The following is an 18,011-nucleotide window of genomic DNA, read 5'->3' on the forward strand; positions in this document are numbered from 1 at the left end:
GAAATGTTAAAAGAAGAGCTTTACAATATGTAATAGGCGAAAATGTTTCCAAATTAGGATACTTATATATGTAATAGAAGATCCATACCAGGGTCTTAAATATTATAGGAGGGTATGTGACATGGCTAAATATACAATTGTTGACAAAGAAACATGCATTGCATGTGGGGCTTGCGGGGCTGCAGCTCCAGATATTTATGATTACGATGATGAAGGCATTGCATTTGTCATCTTAGACGATAATAAAGGTACTGCTGAGATTCCTGAGGATCTTCACGAAGATATGGAAGATGCTTTCGAAGGTTGCCCTACAGATTCCATTAAAGTTGAAGACGAACCGTTCGACGGCGACGCTTTGAAATTCGAATAAGCTATCTTCCTAAAAAGATCCCTTCACATAATGGAGGGATCTTTTTTATATCGGATTTTCCCCTAGCTCAGCCAATTTCTGACGCGCTTCTTTAAGATCAAAGCTGCTAAAGTACCTATAATAATTCCCGTCGATGATTCTGTAATGTTGACTTAGAACATTTTGTTGTAATATATATCCATTATGCTCTTCTACTGATGTCCACCACACCTTCCCACCAAGCGTGCGCTGCTTAGGGCGATATACAGATTCATGGGCTATCGTCTCTAAAACTTCTAGAGGATCTTCCCCCAATGTATTTTGTATGACTTCGCTATCTCGAAATAAAGCAACCATAGCTACTAACGTTGTCCAACTAGCTTGAATTCTACCCTTCTCTATTTGGACAAGGGTCTTTTTAGACACACCGAGTATCAAAGACATACGCTCCTGCGTATAGCCCCTTTCGACACGGACAAGCTTGACTTTTGGGGAAAGTTGCTCAACTAAAGAATGTTGGTCCATTTATCATCAGTCCTAACATACGTCGATACCTTTATTTTAACATGTTCTATGCTTTCCTTCCTAGCTAAATGTTGATATAATATAAATCTGCAAGAACATACATACTATTGTCGAATAAGGAGGCATTCAAATGGCGGAAAATAAAGTTATTGATGTGTTTATTGAAATTCCAACAGGAAGTCAAAACAAATATGAATTTGATAAGGAAAAAGGTGTATTTAAACTTGACCGTGTTCTATTCTCTTCCCAATTCTACCCTGCAGAATACGGGTATATTGATGACACGTTAGCATTAGACGATGACCCACTTGATGCACTTGTGCTTGTTACAAACCCAACTTTCCCAGGTTGCGTAATTGAATCTCGTGTAATTGGTTTCTTAAATATGATTGATGATGGAGAAGAAGATCAGAAGCTAATTGCAGTTCCTACTGAGGATCCACGCTTCAAAGATGTTCACACTTTAGACGATGTACCACAGCATAAATTAGAAGAGATTTCTCACTTCTTCAAAACGTATAAAGATCTTCAAGGTAAGAAAACTGAGATCGGAGAATACGAAGGTGTAGAAGCAGCTAGCAAGCTTATTGATGAGTGCTTAGCACGTTATGAAGAAAATAAATAAAGTAAAAAAAAGCTCGCCAATTGAGGCGAGCTTTTTTATGTTTAAGGAGAACTTTGTTGTAAAGGCATAGGATTAACACTGTAAGGAACAGAAATGGCCTGGCTTAAATCGTACATTCCTACCTCGTCCTTAGGAAGATTGTTGAACTTAACCTGAGTAAATCCAAATTGCTTAGCTGTCATAAGAATGGATTCAATCATTGTGATTACTTGCTGATCATCAATATTGTCACCGCCATTCATATTAACTTCAAGAAGCTCACCATCTATTTTTACATCCTCTATATCAACTGAATGCGGAATGGTACCTTCAATACTAAATGCCGTTTCATCAACTTTAAGTTCCTTTAATGCTTCTTCTACCGTTGACCCCTGATTGACAGGAATTGAAATAAATAGTCGCGGACCCTTTTGCGGTGTATATAATTTGTAGAGAAATTCTCCAGAAATATCGATTTCCTCTAACCCTGTATTGTTCCCAAGATTAATACCTGGTTCACCGTCTGTCTCAAGCTTAATTGTATTCACATCAAGCGGACCAAACATTACTTTAAGAGACATTATAAAGATATTCTCTTGGGTAGAGGATTCAGGGAAATCATAATCCACAGGGAAGTTTACCAGTACGATTCCTTCTTCTTGGTTAATATCAAATGAAACAGAAGCAAACTGATAGCCTTTGACTCCCCACTCATCTTCTTTGAATGAGCCTTCTAGTGAATTATAGAGTTGTTCCATGGTGTTGGACTCTTTTAAGACTGAAAAAGTAACTGGAACTACATATTGTCCTTGCAAATCCCCAAACGCTGCAATGGCATTGAGTTCATTCTCATTTTTAGTCACAACTCTTGAGATCAATGAAGATTCCGTAGCCATACTATCATGGAAACTAGCTTCTGCCGTTTCAGGTGAAGAACTTTCGTCTTTCTTTACATTGGATTCTGATGAACGATCTATTTCATTTTTTGTTTGATCTCGAGCTTCAGCCTGGTCTCTGCTTGTTTCTACTGACTCTTCAGAAGAAGAGGTATCATAGGATTGCTCTTGTTGCATAGAGGGTAAGGCAGCGAATAAAAATAAAATAATTGCAGCTGCTGAGGCTACCCCTACTCCCCACACTGTAGCCAACTTTTTTCGCTTAGATTGTCTTTGTAATTCATTATTACGCTTGGCAGAGATTTTTCGATATAGATCTTCAGAGCTTTGTCGATCTTCTACATCAGGCATGCTTTTCAGGAGATCTTTTATGGAGTCATTGCTGTGATATTTATTTCGTTTCACTCTTGATCCCCTCCTCGTCTTCCTCATTCATATAAGCTTGAAGTGCTTTCATCCCTCTATGTTGAGTGGTTTTAACTTTGCTGACAGTCATTCCTAAAATGTCAGCCGTCTCTTGTATAGACATAGACTGAATATACCTCAAGATGATCACCGTCTTTTGGTCTGTTGTACACCTTTCTAAACAATGGTACATCTTTTGAATCTCTTCGTTCTGCAACGCAATTTCTTCTGGGATGGGCTGATCATCTTGTATTAAATGGCCCTGCTCCCCCCAGTCAAAGAACTCCATGATACGATTCCTCTTTCGTTTTTGCTTACGAAAGAAATCGATTGTAACATGACGTGCAATAGAAAATATCCATGTTTTTTCACTACTCTCTCCTTTAAATCGATCATGAGAATTCATGACTTTAATGTATACTTCTTGAACGAGATCTTCAGCTTGCTCCCGGTTTTTTACCATGTAAAATATAAATTGAAATACATCTTTATGATATTTCTCATAAAGATCTTGAAATACGGAATCCATTCCTCAACCTCCCGTTCATAACATTAGTCGATAAATTATGTAAAACGTTTCACCCGTTTCATACTATAAATTATTTCCAAGCGTTTGAATAGACCATTTCCTACCAAAATCAAATAATATCTAGTGTATGTTAAATGGTATAGCTACTTTCACAACTCTTCCACATAATACCTATTATGTGGAAGAGTTTAAGTTGGATATTTCACCTGAGAAGGGCCGGTCTAGTTCCGGCGTTCCGGCTGAGGAGGATCACCAGCTCCCCACAGGAAAACGAGTGGTTTCCAGGCCCACATTAAACTGAACTAAAGCTAACGGAAACATTCTTTCAACTTCGAACCTTCAAAATTATTGCCCATATCTTGAAAATAGTCTAATTCAATCCATTATAAAACAACCCAATCAGTTCAATGACTGATTGGGTTGTTTAAAAGAGTGTATGTTTTTTTTCTCATATTGTTTAAACAAACGAGACAATACGGGATATAGTACAATCATAAATACAACATTACCAACAGCATGATACGTGTCAAACGGGAGGCTACTTAGCCAATAAGCAAAGAAATGATTCCCTACTTGACCGTATGTAACAGCCATCATAAATCCAAAGAAATAACCACTTATACCTGCAAATACAGCATATAAATACATTGGAAGTACATGCCTATACTTTCCTAACCAACCTGCAAGCAAACCAATTAAGGACCAGCTTATTATTTGAGGCAATGTCCATATTCCCATGCCTAACAACATATTAGATAAAATGGTGGTCACAACAGCAAGCACTACAGAGTACAAGGGACCCAACCAAATTCCACAAATAATAATAATCGCTGTGACAGGTTGAACGTTAGGATAGAAACTAAACAAAAACCTTCCAACTGTGGCAAGTGCAGCAAGCAAAGATATTAACGTTAATTTATATAAGTTCATCAGTATTACTCCCAGCTGTGAAAGTCAAAGGTAACAATGTCTCCAGGTTCTAATGTATACTCGTTTGCACCAACCATAGCTTCTTCCCCATTCACAGAATAAAACCACGCTTTCTGTTCCCCATTCTTAGGGGCTACGCCTTCGATCGAAGTGATGAAACCACCGTTACTGCCTGTCTCTATATCGAAATTTGCTTTCATTACTTCCATTACGGTTGCTCCTGCTTCAATTTCAATTTCTTTTTCAGCTACATCTTCTTCTTTGTTATTCTTTGTAATTTCCACTCGTACACGTTGTTCTTGCTGTTCTTCTTGTGTAGATTGACTACTCTCTCCACTATTTGCATCCCCTGTTGACTGTCCACATGCAGCAAGTCCTCCTAATACGAATAAAGCAGCTAGTAGCATTTTCATCATTTGTTTCATCTCATCCAACCTCTCCATAAAAATGTGTAGTTGTTTCGTTGCGATACGAAGAGATGGAACGAAGACAGACCTTTTGTTACGAAAAAAGACTCTTCCATATAATGGAAGAGTCTTTGAGCATGACGGATCTCGTATAACAATGACAAGATAGGTCTCTCAAACGCTCAATCCTCGAAGCTTTGAAACGGTTAACTATGGCAGGTCTACTGACTTGTGTATCGATCTACTCGAGAGCCTTCCCTTATATATATAAAGTGGCATTTCCCTTTCGTCCACACGTACAGTTGCGAGGACAGTTCTGGATTCCAACCAGATTCCCTATTCAGTTCTCATATGAGAACACCATAGTTAAATATGAAATTTTATTATGTTTGTATCGTAGCATAGTTAAATAAGAAAAGGAAGCATTTTAAACGTAGATCGTTTCATAGGAAACAAGATTGTTCGTCATGATTCGAGATCATTTGGAAGTTTGAATAGGAAGGTTGTTCCTTCCCCTTGCTTACTGTGAACAGAGATGGACCCTCTGTGTGCTTCTACGATATTTTTAGCAATAGCAAGGCCTAATCCAGTCCCTGACTTTCCACCTTCACTTCTCTTACGTGACTTATCTGCCTTATAAAAACGTTCAAATACAAATGGTAAATCTTCATCCGCTATCCCAATACCTTGGTCATGGATAGAAAATTGAACATCATCTTCTTCGCTTACTACATATACAAAAACTTGTTTATCTTGTTCTGTGTGTCGAATAGCATTATCAAGTAAGTTCGTTAGTACCTGTTCAATACGGTCGTAATCAAAATACACTTGCTGAAGATTTTCATCCACTTCAACATGAATTGAGATATTTTTTTCATTAGCTAATCCTGAAAATTTCTTAACAATTCGTTCAATATAATCATGAATATCAACTAACTCACGGTTTAGTTGTATGTGGCCTGCTTCCATACGTGCAAGATCTAATAATTCATTTACAAGTCTTCCAATCCTGAGAGACTCGTCATATATAATTTTGGCTAATTCATTTTTGTCTTCTTTGGATTCAGCTATATCATCCACAATAGCTTCACTATATCCTTGCAACATAGAAATAGGCGTCCTAAGTTCATGAGAAACATTAGCAATAAAGTCTTTACGAAGCTTGTCTAATCTCCGTTCTTCCGTCATATCCCTAATAACCGCAACTGCACCTCTAACATAAGTTTTATCGTACAGAGGAGTCATGATAACTACAAAACTTCGCCCTTGAACTACTAGCTCTGTCATAATTTCTTTCTCTTGCGTAATAACTTCTTGAAGCATATCCTGTAGTTCACCTGGCAAGAGGTCGTGATTCGGCAGTCCATTTTCATGTTCATAGAACCAGGCATCAATAAATTGATCAGCAGGAGGATTCGTTACTAGCATATGACCTTTTCGGTTTAGTGTAATAACACCATCAGCCATAGAGCGAAGAATCCCTGATAACTGCTCTTTCTCCTGGTTTAGTGCATTTATATGAAACTTCAACTGCCTTCCCATGCGATTAAAAGCCATGGCCAGTTCTCCAATTTCATCATGGGTCAAGATAGGGACCTTTGTATTAAATTCACCTCGTGCTAACTCGAATGCACCTTCTCTCATTTTAATAAGAGGAGACGTAATACGTGTCGATAAGAAGAATGCAAAAATCGTTGTTAGAATAATCGCTATCCCAGCCCCTAAGAAAATGATTCTTGTTGTTTGAGAAGTTGTTTGTTCAACAAAGGCGAGGGATTGGTAAACGAAGATACCAGAACCACGCTCGGAAAGAGGGATTCCGACAATCATTACATGTGTATCCGTTTCAGGAATAATATCTTCTTTCATTACCGTTTCTTTTGAATTAAATACGGTAGATAATGAATCATCTTGATACAACCACTCCATAGGGACAACTGGTACATCCTCTTTATATGTCGGTGAAATCCACTGATCATCATCATCAAATGCAACTACGATTCTGCTTGAAGGATCAATAATTTTTTCAGCAATCGAAAGCGCTAACGAACGCTCTTCGTACTCACCAAGGATATCTTCCACCTTTTCAGCTGTTTGCATCAATTCCTTCTCAGCTTGATAAATATGGTAACTTTCAAAGAATTCAAGTAATAAAACCGTTAATATAAATAATACAAACGATACTAATAGTAGTATGGTAAACCACAACTTACCTACTACACTTCGCCAGAACATTAGTCACCAACTACCTCAAATTTATATCCTACGCCCCACACTGTCACAATCATCTTGGCAGCGTCTTTCGATACTTTACTTAGTTTCTCACGAAGGCGTTTCACATGAGTATCGACTGTGCGCAAGTCTCCAAAGAATTCGTACTGCCAAACTTCCTTTAAAAGTTGCTCACGGTCAAAGACTTTATCAGGAGCTTGTGCAAGGAAAAGAAGAAGTTCATACTCTTTAGGTGTTAAGCTAACATCCTTACCATCTGCTTTCACCCTATGTGCATCATTATCAATTGTTAAATGATCAAACACCAACACATCTCTTGCTCCTGTTTCAGTTTGCAAGAATTTAGTGGAAGAGGAGCGCCTTAGTAAGGCTTTAACTCGAAGTACTACTTCTCTTGGACTAAAGGGTTTTACGATATAATCATCTGTCCCTGCTTCAAAGCCTTGGACACGATTCGACTCTTCCCCTTTTGCCGTCAACATAATGATGGGTGTGGCCTTTTTCTCACGTATATCCTGGCATACTTCTATACCATCTTTTCCAGGCATCATTAAATCTAGAAGTATAAGGTCAAAGTCATCCCCAATAGCAAGCTCTAGAGCCTCTTCCCCGTCTTCGGCTTCTACAACTTCGTAATCTTCTCTCTCTAAGTACATGCGGATTAACCGACGAATTCGTTCTTCATCATCTACTACTAAAATCTTTCCACCCTGGTCCATATTTCTATCTCCCTTCTTTTTTACAACAAAGGCTACAAATCTAAAGATTAGCAGCCTTTGTAACAGATTACGCGTATGAATGTAGTCCTGCTAACACGAGGTTAACAGCTATTAAGTTAAACATGATAATGGCAAATCCAATGACGGCAAGCCATGCAGACTTTTCCCCATGCCACCCTGCACCTAATCGTAAGTGTAGGAAAACCGCATAGAACAACCAAGTAATGAGAGCCCAAACTTCCTTCGGGTCCCAACCCCAGAAACGGTTCCATGCTATTTGTGCCCAAATCATTGCAAAAATTAGTCCGCCTAGGGTGAAGACCGGGAACCCGATTGCTACTGCACGATAAGAAACTTCATCTACTAATGAAGGCTTTACGCGTGCTAATTTAGGTTGTATCGCTGCAGCAACTCGTTTTCTTAATATAAGGCGAGTCATCACGTACAAGACAAGACCTACTAGAAGGGACCAAATCATTGTATTTAACTTTCTTGCTGCTTTTTCTCCTTGCATCCAAGAAGGAGCTTCCAACAATGGTCCACTTGCCCCTTCAGTTTGTAACGTACCATCTGTAGGGCCAACAATAGGAAGCAATGTATAATCAACTGTACTTACTTCCACTGCCTCTCCTTCAGCAGGAACTTCAAAAGTAACTTCATAACCACCTAGGCGGAATCCGCTTGTGATTACAATAAATCCAATGACTGCAAAAAGAGTGTAAATAATAAACTCTAACCATGAGGTTTTTTTCGTTCTCTCAGTTTGATCAATTGTTTTAATTAAGTATAAGAGTCCAGCCCCAAAACTCACTGCTAGTATTGCTTGACCAAGAGAAACAGTAGATACATGAATATATAGCCAATGTGTATTTAGTGCTGGAATTAGTGGTGAGATCTCACTAGGAAACATACTCGCATAGGCAATAATTAATAAAGCGATAGGTAATACGAAAAGCCCTAGTACATTTAGTCGGTATATAAAGTACATAACGATAAAAGCGAGTACAAGCATCATACCAAAGAAAGTCGTATATTCAAATAAATTACTTAGAGGGGCATGTTGGCTAGCAATCCAACGGGTTATGAAGTAGCCTACTTGTGCTACAAATCCAATAATGGTAATGGTAATACCGATCTTACCAGCCTTAGACTCTTTCTGTTGAGCATCCTTCTCCCTTATCGTACCTCCGAAAAAGAAAGTAGCGATCAAATAAAGAAAGAAGGATGCATAGAGTAAATTACTACTAATTGTGCTTAATTCCAACTTTATTCCTCCTTACCCTTCAAACTATTTCAGGGTTTTACTCTTTTAACTCCTGTTGGTCTTGTGGTGGTTCCACACTAGTTCCATCTAAAACTTTCTCTAAGTCTTTCTTAAGACCAAACCAGTTCTTATTTGTGTGACCTGCAACCCAAAATCCTTGCTCTTTAGGTTGGATCCATATGCGTCTATGATTCCAATACATTCCTTGTATAACCCCAATCATAAAGATGGCACCACCAATACCTAACAATGGTAGAGTATAATCTTTTCGAATGGTTAATCCTGTAACATCTCGCATTTCTAAATCTGTAATACCAATCTTGTATTGATTATCTCCATCAGGATCTAAATTAGATCCAATCGCTAAGAAGTTTACTTCTGGCTCTTCTTGATCTGGTGGATAAACATGGAACACGAACGCAGGATCTTTCGGGTATTTGGAGTAAGAGCTTGGAACCCCGTCTTTCATTTCAAATTCAGGGTAGTAGTCATAAAGCTCAACTCGATATCCATTATCTAATGTATATTCAGATTTCGGATCAACTAAATCAACTTTAAACTCACCGATCGCCTTTTCATCTGCATCATTTTTTTCATGAAGCTTAAATGTCATCGTTTTAAATTCATTTAGCTGATAGGTTGTCTGATAAATAGCGAAACCATCAATTTTCAAAGGTTCATTTACACGAATCTCCCCTTCTTTTACTTGCTCAAGTTCAGGATCTACACCTGGAAGAGACTCATCTGTTCTTTGATAAAGAACCGCATTCGTTTGATAGTTTTTCGGTACAGAGCCACCTTGTTTCTCGATTGATTCTTTAAAACGTTCATCATTTTCATCATACATTTCGACAATGAAATCTTCATTCTTAATGTAATATTCTCCTTCAGTTCCCTCGAGCATTTTGGTTTCGCCTTCACGTACCCATACGTTGGCATCTACATACATAGATGGAACAAATCGCATTAAAGCGCCTAATAGGAAGATAATTAACCCTATGTGGTTTACGTACGGGCCCCAACGCGAGAAACGACCTTTCTCCGCAAGAACATGACCATCTTCTTGAGTAACTTTATATCGACGTTCTTTTAATTGCTCAATAACTTTATGGTAATCCTGATCAGAAGCATGTTCGGCTTGGCCAAATAGGCGCTGTCTTTTTAAGAAAGTCTCGTGACGTTTTGGTTTTTGTTTCTTTAGTGACCGGTATAAAGGAACAACACGGTCAATACTAGCTATAACCAAAGATACTCCGATTGAAGCAATTAAGATCATATACCACCAAGAACCATATAGATCATGGAAACCCAGTTGATAATAAATTTGTCCTGCCATTCCGTAGTTCTCTTCATAATATTGATCAGCAGGTAAAGGTGATTGGTTATTCATTTCTTGCGGGAAGATTGTCCCTAATGAGGAAGCGATTAATGTGATAGCAATTAACCAAACCCCCACCTTCACTGAAGAGAAAAAATTCCAAATTTTATCAACAATTGTTTTGTTGTATGTCTTTGAACGTCTAGCACTTCCGTCGTATCTCATGTTCAAAAGTTTGTTTTTATTATTCCCATCAATATGCTGATTCTCTTCAACCGGCTTCCCACAAGCTTCACAAAGAACGGTCCCCTCCGGATTAATATGCCCGCACTCACATTTAATTTTGTTCATGTAAAAACCTCTCTATCCCTTGGCTCGTTTAAGACTCAGGTGTGATGTCTTGTAAATATCCATCCAGACGATCAAGCGTTAATGGCCCAATGATTTTCTTCTCAATCGTACCGTCTGGGTTAATAAAATAACTAGCCGGTAGGTATCCTACCCCATACTCCCCCATGACTTGGCCTTTTTGATCATGAACGATTGGGAATGATATGCCGTATTCTTTTAGAAAACGAGTAACGACAAGTTCACTCTGGTCGAGATTGACTGCCAGAATTTCTACGTCTTTATCCTTGTATTTCTTATATAACTCTTCCATATAAGGCATTTCATCTTTACAAGGTTCACAGTATGTAGCCCAAAAGTTTACCATAACACCCTTACCTTCAAAGTCTGATAAGGCAAGAGTATCTTCTTCATGATTAACCGTTTTCAATTTAAAATTAGGGGCCGTGTCCCCTTCTTTTAAAACAGCCTTCTCGCCATCTGTAAAGGAGGAATAGAGCGCAAAACCAACGGCAATTGCTAAAATCGCTAAAACTACACTTCGAAAAATAAACCTTTTTTTCTTCTTATTCGCCATGTTTGTCACTCCTCCCGCACATTATACCATTTTACATAGTGGTAAACTTTGAAAATTTAGTTACAATTTTATTCAGATGCCTTTTTTAGTAACTTCACTTCATGTGGAGTTAACTCACGACATTCTCCAGGTTGAAGGCCTTCAGTGGATAAGAAACCATAGCGCTCGCGCTTTAACTTATCTACTGGATAACCTAATGCATCAAACATACGACGTATTTGTCGGTTCTTCCCTTCATGTAGTACCATTTGAATGATTGATGTATTCTTCTTACGGTCACTAGACAACATTTTGGTATGAATAGCTTTCAAATGTTCACCATCTGATTTAATCCCTTTTTTCATGCTTTGCAATTCTTCTTTAGTAGGTATACCTTTTATCTTTGCTACATATACTTTATCGATTTGGTGTTTCGGATGCATAAGTGACTGAGCAAAGGAACCATCATTTGTTAAGATAATTAAACCTGACGTATCATAATCAAGTCGTCCCACTGGATACACACGCTCATTAACTTCTGGTAAAAAGTCAGTCACAACTTTTCGGTCTTTATCATCACTAACACTCGAAATAACTCCTCTAGGTTTATACAACAAGTAATAGACAGGAACTTCTTTTTCAAGAGGTACCCCATCTACTTCAACAGTATCATTTGGGCCAACTTTAGTTCCTAGTTCATTTACAACCTTCCCATTTACCTTCACTCTTCCATCAATAATATAAACTTCTGCTTTCCTTCTAGACGTTACCCCACTTTTTGCGATAACTTTTTGCAATCTTTCCTGATGATCTGCCATTTCCAAACTCCTTTTCACTCTATATTATGTAGACCGTTTATGCATAACAAATGCGCTAACATGAAGATGTTAACGCACTTTCATCTTAACGCTTTTGTTAACCAAATACAATCGACACAACGATGATAGAGGCAATTATACCAATAAAATCCGCAATTAGTCCAACTTTCAATGCATCCCCCATTCTCTTAATACCAACAGCACCAAAATAAACCGTAATGATGTAAAGAGTAGTATCTGTACTGCCTTGCATAGTAGACGCAAGCCTTCCTAGAAATGAATCAGGCCCATGGGTACCTATAATCTCCGTTGTCATTCCAAGAGCAGCAGTTCCTGATATAGGTCGGACTAGCGCTAAAGGAACAATATCAGATGGCACACCAACAAGTTGTAATAAAGGGGAGAATAACCCAACAATCGCTTCCATGGCGCCAGACGCTCTAAATATAGCAATCGCTACCATCATGCCTAACAAAAAGGGGAGTAAACTAACAGCCATCTTTATTCCTTCTTTGCCCCCTTCTACAAATGTTTCATATGTAGGCACTTGTTTAATTGTACCTACAACTAGAACGAGTAAAATGATTAAGGGGATCATCCATGTACTCACCGTTGTTAACCATTGCATTACTTGATCCTCCTCTCACGTAGCGAGTAGAAAAAACGATCTACTAAAATAGCTCCAAATGTGGAAATCAGTGTAGCAACAATCGTAGTAGCTACGATCTCGGTAGGAGCAATGGATTCATATTTCATACGAATTGCAATAACGGTAGTTGGAATCAAAGTGACACTAGAGGTGTTAATAGCTAAGAAGGTAATCATTGATCGACTTGCTTGATCACTATCAGGCTGTAACTTCTTCATTTCCTCCATAGCTTTAATCCCCATTGGCGTAGCAGCATTTCCAAGTCCAAATAAGTTAGCTGAAATATTTGATAAAATATAGCCCATAGCCGGATGATCATCAGGTATATCGGGGAAGAGACGTTTAATTAATGGACGAAAAAAGCGGGCTAAGATTTCTAATAATCCCGCTTTTTCAGCAATTTTCATTAGCCCTAACCAGAAGACCAATACACTCATTAGACTAATACTTAGCATTACAGCATCATCAGCGGTTTGAAAGAGCTCTTCATTTACATCCGCCATTGTTCCATTAAACATAGCAAAAACAATACCTCCAGCTGCCATGAAAACCCATATTAGATTAACCATTTATTTCGCCCCTATGAGCTCTTTAAATAAAGAGAAAACAGTCTGAGCTAAGCTCTTTGTCTGAGTTTGGGGCATAGGAGTTGCCATGACAGGAGCTGTTGCTACCACCTCTTGGTCTACTTCAAATATGGCTTGGCCTAAAACAGAATTCACAGATTCATAACCTGATGGTTTTTGAATTTGTGTTTTAGTCGTTAGCTGCTTATACTCTTCCTCTGTTAATGGTGCTTTAACGGTATCCCATAAGTAACCAGTCGCAGAATCAAGGGAGTGTTCCCCTTCTTCTTTTAAATCCCTCATTTCAAAAGTCTTAAATCCCCAATTAAACGTATGGATATGATCATTCCAATCATCAGGTCCATTCAACGTAACCATTATAAGATTCATTCCATCTTTTTCAGCTGTTGACACAAGCGTACGACCAGCCGTTTTTGTGTAACCCGTTTTTCCACCTGTGCTATAGTCATATAACCGGGTAAGCAACTTATTCTTATTACCCCAAGCATACGTTCTTGTCTCAGACTTATAAGTTGTCGTACCAGCTATTTTCTTGTACACATCACTTTCCATAGCGTACCTGGTAAGAAGCGCCATATCATAAGCCGTAGAATAATGACCGTCCGCATCTAGTCCATGAGGGTTTGCGAAATGTGAATGAGTCATCCCAATCCATTCTGCCTTCTGATTCATGAGGTGGACAAATCCTTCCATACTTCCTCCAACGTGTTCAGCGATTGCCATGGCAGCATCATTCCCGGAGCGAAGCATAAGACCATAGACGAGATCTTCTAGCTTCATTTCCTCCCCTTCTTCTAGATAAATAGATGATCCCTCCGTGTATACAGCACGTTTAGACGTTTCAACTGTTTCATCCATCATTCCAGATTCAATCGCAATGATCGCGGTCATAATCTTTGTGATACTAGCGATGTTCCTCTTCTCATGAGCTTGCTTTTCATATAAGACTCGTCCTGTTTCTTGCTCCATCAACACAGCATTACGCGCTGAGACTGAAGGTTTAGCATCCACCTTTAAAGGAGCTAACACTAAACTTAAACAAATACATATTATAACGATCCACTTCAGCTTCAAGGGGAATCCTCCCATTCCATTAACTTTGTATTAACATATGCGAAGCTGACAAGCATATGAATCTTTTCTAATATCCCATTTATGATTCAGAACGTAACAAAGCCGTGATAACAAGTCATCACGGCTTTATATATTAATATAGACTCCACTTTAAATCTTTCACAGATTTAAACCTATCCGTCACGTCCTTCCAGTTCACAACATTCCACCAATTCTCCACGTAATCCCCTCGCTTATTTTGGTATTGCAAATAATAAGCGTGTTCCCATACATCTAACGCAAGAAGAGGAACTACATCCCAAAGCGAGACATTTTGATGCTTTTCTACAATTTGAATGGCTAATCTACCAGCACGCATTTCCCACACTAATAAAGCCCACCCAACACCTTCTACAGATTTGGCTGCATCTGTAAACTGTTTCTTAAATGATTTAAAACTACCAAAATCTTTATTCAGTTGCTTCAATAATTCCCCATCCGGTTTACCTCCTCCATCCGGGGACATATTAAACCAAAAAATCGTGTGTAAAAAATGCCCTGAACCGTGGAAGGACTGTTCTCTTAACCAGTGCTTGATTATCGTGTCTTTTCCATTCTTTCTAAGCTTTTCTAGCTCGATCTCAGCTTTATTTAAACCGTCCACATAGCTTTTATGATGAACATCATGATGCAGACGCATGATTTCTTTAGAAATATAAGGTTCTAGAGCATCATACGGATATGGGAGCGGAGGAAGCTTATGTTTACCTATCGGGACACGACCAGTTTGCCTATTAGCTTCCACATGATCCTCTAAATGATAAATAATACGTTCTCCTTCACTTACAACGTCTTTCACATCACCTGCAGTAATCTCATCTTTACGGAGGGTTTTATGGATCATTTTCTTCCATTGATCAAACTCATCCATCCACTCATCAAGCTTACCTTTTTCTATAGGTGCTTGTTTTAAAGATTCCTCTACTTCGTTTGCCCAGTTTAATAAAGATTGTAAGTATTGTCTTCTTTCATTTTGCATACCGATCACCTCGACGTATCGTATGCCCTTTTCCTACAAAAAGTGAAAAGCTCCTCTTTATTAAGAGGAGCTTCTTTGATCTTCTTTCATGACCATTTTAGTATGATAATCCGTTTCATAATAAGCCAATTCTTCTCTCATTTGTTGGAATGCTTTCTCAAGTTCTACAATTAATTTACGAAATGACTGTGGTGGTTCGTGATGATACTTAATGGCATCTTTTCCAGTATAAGCTGCCCTGCTATCTTCATACCATATATCCCCTTTTGGAGAAAAGAACTCCATAATACATTGATGATAAATACCATAAAGCGTTCTTTCCGCTGCAGGTTTTCGGAATGTTTCCGATTGCAAGATGATTTGCACGGCATCATAGGCTTCATCACAAAATACCTCTAAGCGACGTAAGGCTTTCAATAATAACTTATAATACTCCTGTTCCTTGCTCCCCTCTTCAAGAAGCATGGCCCCAATGGATTGTTGATTTAAATAGTCATTCGTATCCGCAACAGATTTCTTTAAGATCTCTTTTACCTCTTCCATCTGTGCACGAACCATTTGATTACTCATTTAAAGACCTCCTTAATTTAGGTCAATCATAAAAGAATTAAAATACACATAGCGTGGCTCACAGAACTCATCTATGAAATCTATTACTATGTTACATACCTATTCGACACATTCCCCACAATGTCCTTTTTTTCAAAGGTTTGTAGAGTGAGTTAAATCTTTAACGCCCCATCTTGCCCTTCTTTTAATAAGGCTATGTTAATGCTTATTGCTGATTTCATTTGTTCTACATAAGCCCCCCTTATATGGAAGACTCGAAGCTGTGATAGAAATGTTACGGGATTGATAGAATGGTTTCCGTCAGCTTTATTGGATCGTTAGGTGGGCCAGGAAATCACCCGCTTTCCGAGGACAAGCTGCCGAGCTTCCTCGTTCGCTTCGCTCTCTGCGGGATCTCGTCTAGCTCTCTCTCCCGTAGGAGGCTCGCAACTGCCCACCTTTACCGATTTCGGAGGAGACGGAAACGCACCATATATGGCATGCAAGGCAGTTAATACTACAGCGGTCCGTTCAGCCATTTAACATCAGGGCTTGCTGCGGGACGACGAGACTCCCGCGGGGGTAAGGAGCCTATCCAGTTCCGTAGTGGAGGACCTAGCGAGATAAGCCAGCTCCCCGCAGGAAAGCGAGTTGTCCCACAACAAGACCTAGCCCCCGCTAGGTAACGGACCTATCCCTGTCTTGAATAAAAAAAACCTTCCTGTAATCAGGAAGGTTCTGACGATTCATCAAAGGTCTCTTGGAAAGATTCAAAGAATAAATCTGCTTCATCTTCCATATCCAATTGCTCAGCACCTTCTGGTAAAGGTGGGAGTTCTTCAATAGAAGTTAAGCCAAAGTAGGTTAAGAAATCCGTCGTTGTACCATACAGAATAGCTCGACCGCTTCCTTCTTTTCTTCCCCGCTCCTCAATTAAAGAGCGGTTGATCAAGGTTTGAATCGGTCGTTCACTTTTGACCCCTCGTATTTCTTCAACTTCCGTCCTTGTAATAGGCTGTTGATAAGCAATAATAGCAAGTGCTTCTAAAGCAGCTTGGGATAAACGAGAAGAGTGTGGAGCATCTTTCATTCGCTGAAAGTAAGCGGAGTGCTCTGGTTTCGTGGTTAAATGAAAGAAAGCTTTTGATTGCATAAGAGAAATCCCTCTAGAAGATTGGTCGTAATCTTCTTTCAGCTGCTGCAAAATCTCCTCAATTGCCTTAGGGTCTTCTTCTATAATTTCAGCAAGTTGTTTCTTTGTCATGCCTTCATCCCCTGCTGCAAATAGCAGCCCCTCTACAATTGCTTGTAATTCGTTCGTTTCCATATTTCCTTATTCCTCCATCTTGTATAACACGAGTTCATCGAAGTGGTTTGATTGTTCACAGTATACTTCTTTATTTTTCATAAGTTCTAAGATTGCTATAAAGGTTACAACAATATGGGTCCTTGTTGGAAAAGGAAACATTTCAAAGAAACGCACACCACCCTTAGAACTAATAATAACGTCTCGAACTTCATTCATACGTTCTTGTATCGGGATTTCTTGACGCTGTATTCTGGTTTCAAGAGGCTGTTCCCATTTCTTACGCTGGAAAAGCTTTTGCATCGCCCCAATCATGTCATAAATAGACACATCTCCCTGGGTACTAACTGACTGTTGTTGTTCTTCTTCCCCTTCCAAGCTCATCGGAGGTCGGGTGTAAATTTGTGTTGCTTCTTCCCGTTCTTTCAACTCATCAGCAGCCTCTTTGTATTTACGATATTCTATCAATCGGCGCATTAGTTCTTCACGAGGGTCTTCTTCATCATATTCCTCATCTTCAACTTCAAGCTCCTGATTCGGAAGGAGCATTTGGCTTTTAATGGCTAACAGCGTAGCTGCCATTACAAGATATTCACTCGCTATATCCAGTTCTAACTTCTGCATTGTATGGATATATGCGGTGTATTGTTCTGTAATGGTAGCTACGGGGATATCATATATATCAATTTCATAGCGGTTAATTAAATGAAGCAAAAGATCCAGCGGACCTTCAAAAGCATCAATTTTCACCGTATAGCTTGTATTCATACTTTAACCCTCTCTAAAACGAATAAAAAGTAATCCATATAAATGGATTCTAAAAAAAATATCCATCACCGGTATAAACGCCCATACAGAATGGAGTAATTTCTCATAAGGTATACCGTAAGATAAATGTTATCAAAAAAACATTTATCCGTTAACAGAA

Annotated in this window: 20 protein-coding genes and 1 riboswitch; of the genes, 2 read left to right on the top strand and 18 right to left on the bottom strand. The window is 38.9% G+C overall.

Going from position 1 to position 18,011, the window contains the following annotated elements:
* Window positions 1-121: 121 nt before the first annotated feature.
* On the top strand, window positions 122-370 hold the full coding sequence (locus tag IMZ31_RS10290; RefSeq protein ID WP_036779494.1) for a ferredoxin: 249 nt from the start codon (window positions 122-124) through the stop codon (window positions 368-370).
* Between the two features lie 45 nt (window positions 371-415).
* Here the strand turns inward: IMZ31_RS10290 and IMZ31_RS10295 are convergent, their stop codons facing one another.
* The gene (locus tag IMZ31_RS10295; RefSeq protein ID WP_207527296.1) at window positions 416-874 is read right to left on the bottom strand and encodes a helix-turn-helix transcriptional regulator; all 459 of its coding nucleotides are present in this window, start codon (window positions 872-874) and stop codon (window positions 416-418) included.
* 130 nt (window positions 875-1,004) lie between these two features.
* Between IMZ31_RS10295 and IMZ31_RS10300 the strand changes: the two genes are divergently transcribed.
* Window positions 1,005-1,499, top strand: coding sequence for an inorganic diphosphatase (locus IMZ31_RS10300; RefSeq protein ID WP_207527297.1), 495 nt, complete (start codon window positions 1,005-1,007; stop codon window positions 1,497-1,499).
* A gap of 41 nt (window positions 1,500-1,540) precedes the next feature.
* On the opposite strand, the gene IMZ31_RS10305 is transcribed toward IMZ31_RS10300, so the two are convergent.
* The 17 genes from IMZ31_RS10305 to IMZ31_RS10385 all read right to left on the bottom strand — a co-directional run bounded on the left by IMZ31_RS10305 (window position 1,541) and on the right by IMZ31_RS10385 (window position 17,851).
* Window positions 1,541-2,779, bottom strand: coding sequence for a GerMN domain-containing protein (locus tag IMZ31_RS10305; RefSeq protein ID WP_207527298.1), 1,239 nt, complete (start codon window positions 2,777-2,779; stop codon window positions 1,541-1,543).
* Window positions 2,766-3,308: an RNA polymerase sigma factor SigX gene (gene sigX / locus IMZ31_RS10310; protein ID WP_207527299.1), complete on the bottom strand. Its 543-nt coding sequence runs from the start codon at window positions 3,306-3,308 to the stop codon at window positions 2,766-2,768. Before sigX ends, IMZ31_RS10305 begins: the two co-directional genes overlap by 14 nt.
* A 399-nt stretch (window positions 3,309-3,707) precedes the next feature.
* A complete protein-coding gene (locus tag IMZ31_RS10315; RefSeq protein WP_207527300.1) occupies window positions 3,708-4,238 on the bottom strand; it encodes an ECF transporter S component in 531 nt (176 codons plus the stop codon).
* 5 nt (window positions 4,239-4,243) lie between these two features.
* Complete coding sequence (locus IMZ31_RS10320; protein ID WP_207527301.1) at window positions 4,244-4,663, bottom strand: DUF4430 domain-containing protein; 420 nt, start codon at window positions 4,661-4,663, stop codon at window positions 4,244-4,246.
* 178 nt (window positions 4,664-4,841) lie between these two features.
* Window positions 4,842-5,025, bottom strand: a riboswitch (cobalamin riboswitch).
* A gap of 85 nt (window positions 5,026-5,110) precedes the next feature.
* Complete coding sequence (locus IMZ31_RS10325) at window positions 5,111-6,880, bottom strand: ATP-binding protein (protein ID WP_207527302.1); 1,770 nt, start codon at window positions 6,878-6,880, stop codon at window positions 5,111-5,113.
* Complete coding sequence (locus IMZ31_RS10330) at window positions 6,880-7,596, bottom strand: response regulator (RefSeq protein WP_207527303.1); 717 nt, start codon at window positions 7,594-7,596, stop codon at window positions 6,880-6,882. Before IMZ31_RS10330 ends, IMZ31_RS10325 begins: the two co-directional genes overlap by 1 nt.
* 67 nt (window positions 7,597-7,663) lie before the next feature.
* Complete coding sequence (ccsB, locus tag IMZ31_RS10335) at window positions 7,664-8,860, bottom strand: c-type cytochrome biogenesis protein CcsB (protein ID WP_207527304.1); 1,197 nt, start codon at window positions 8,858-8,860, stop codon at window positions 7,664-7,666.
* A gap of 37 nt (window positions 8,861-8,897) precedes the next feature.
* Window positions 8,898-10,529 (bottom strand): cytochrome c biogenesis protein ResB, encoded by a 1,632-nt coding sequence (locus tag IMZ31_RS10340; protein ID WP_207527305.1) that lies wholly within the window; start codon window positions 10,527-10,529, stop codon window positions 8,898-8,900.
* A 28-nt stretch (window positions 10,530-10,557) separates the two neighbouring features.
* On the bottom strand, window positions 10,558-11,103 hold the full coding sequence (gene resA, locus IMZ31_RS10345; protein WP_207527306.1) for a thiol-disulfide oxidoreductase ResA: 546 nt from the start codon (window positions 11,101-11,103) through the stop codon (window positions 10,558-10,560).
* A gap of 68 nt (window positions 11,104-11,171) precedes the next feature.
* On the bottom strand, window positions 11,172-11,900 hold the full coding sequence (locus tag IMZ31_RS10350; RefSeq protein WP_036779515.1) for a pseudouridine synthase: 729 nt from the start codon (window positions 11,898-11,900) through the stop codon (window positions 11,172-11,174).
* 97 nt (window positions 11,901-11,997) lie between these two features.
* On the bottom strand, window positions 11,998-12,528 hold the full coding sequence (locus IMZ31_RS10355; RefSeq protein WP_207527307.1) for a spore maturation protein: 531 nt from the start codon (window positions 12,526-12,528) through the stop codon (window positions 11,998-12,000).
* Window positions 12,528-13,118: a nucleoside recognition domain-containing protein gene (locus tag IMZ31_RS10360; protein WP_207527308.1), complete on the bottom strand. Its 591-nt coding sequence runs from the start codon at window positions 13,116-13,118 to the stop codon at window positions 12,528-12,530. Before IMZ31_RS10360 ends, IMZ31_RS10355 begins: the two co-directional genes overlap by 1 nt.
* Window positions 13,119-14,186, bottom strand: a complete 1,068-nt coding sequence (locus tag IMZ31_RS10365) for a D-alanyl-D-alanine carboxypeptidase family protein (RefSeq protein ID WP_305849408.1) — start codon at window positions 14,184-14,186, stop codon at window positions 13,119-13,121. It abuts the gene before it with no gap.
* A gap of 157 nt (window positions 14,187-14,343) precedes the next feature.
* On the bottom strand, window positions 14,344-15,228 hold the full coding sequence (locus IMZ31_RS10370; RefSeq protein WP_207527310.1) for a superoxide dismutase: 885 nt from the start codon (window positions 15,226-15,228) through the stop codon (window positions 14,344-14,346).
* Window positions 15,229-15,288: 60 nt separating this feature from the next.
* Entirely contained in the window at window positions 15,289-15,798 is a 510-nt protein-coding gene (locus IMZ31_RS10375) for a DUF3907 family protein (protein ID WP_207527311.1), read from the bottom strand.
* A gap of 706 nt (window positions 15,799-16,504) precedes the next feature.
* Window positions 16,505-17,104 (bottom strand): SMC-Scp complex subunit ScpB, encoded by a 600-nt coding sequence (scpB, locus tag IMZ31_RS10380; protein ID WP_207527312.1) that lies wholly within the window; start codon window positions 17,102-17,104, stop codon window positions 16,505-16,507.
* A 6-nt stretch (window positions 17,105-17,110) separates the two neighbouring features.
* Window positions 17,111-17,851 (bottom strand): segregation/condensation protein A, encoded by a 741-nt coding sequence (locus tag IMZ31_RS10385; RefSeq protein ID WP_207527313.1) that lies wholly within the window; start codon window positions 17,849-17,851, stop codon window positions 17,111-17,113.
* Window positions 17,852-18,011 lie beyond the last annotated feature (160 nt).

This window comes from Pontibacillus sp. ALD_SL1, assembly GCF_017355605.1.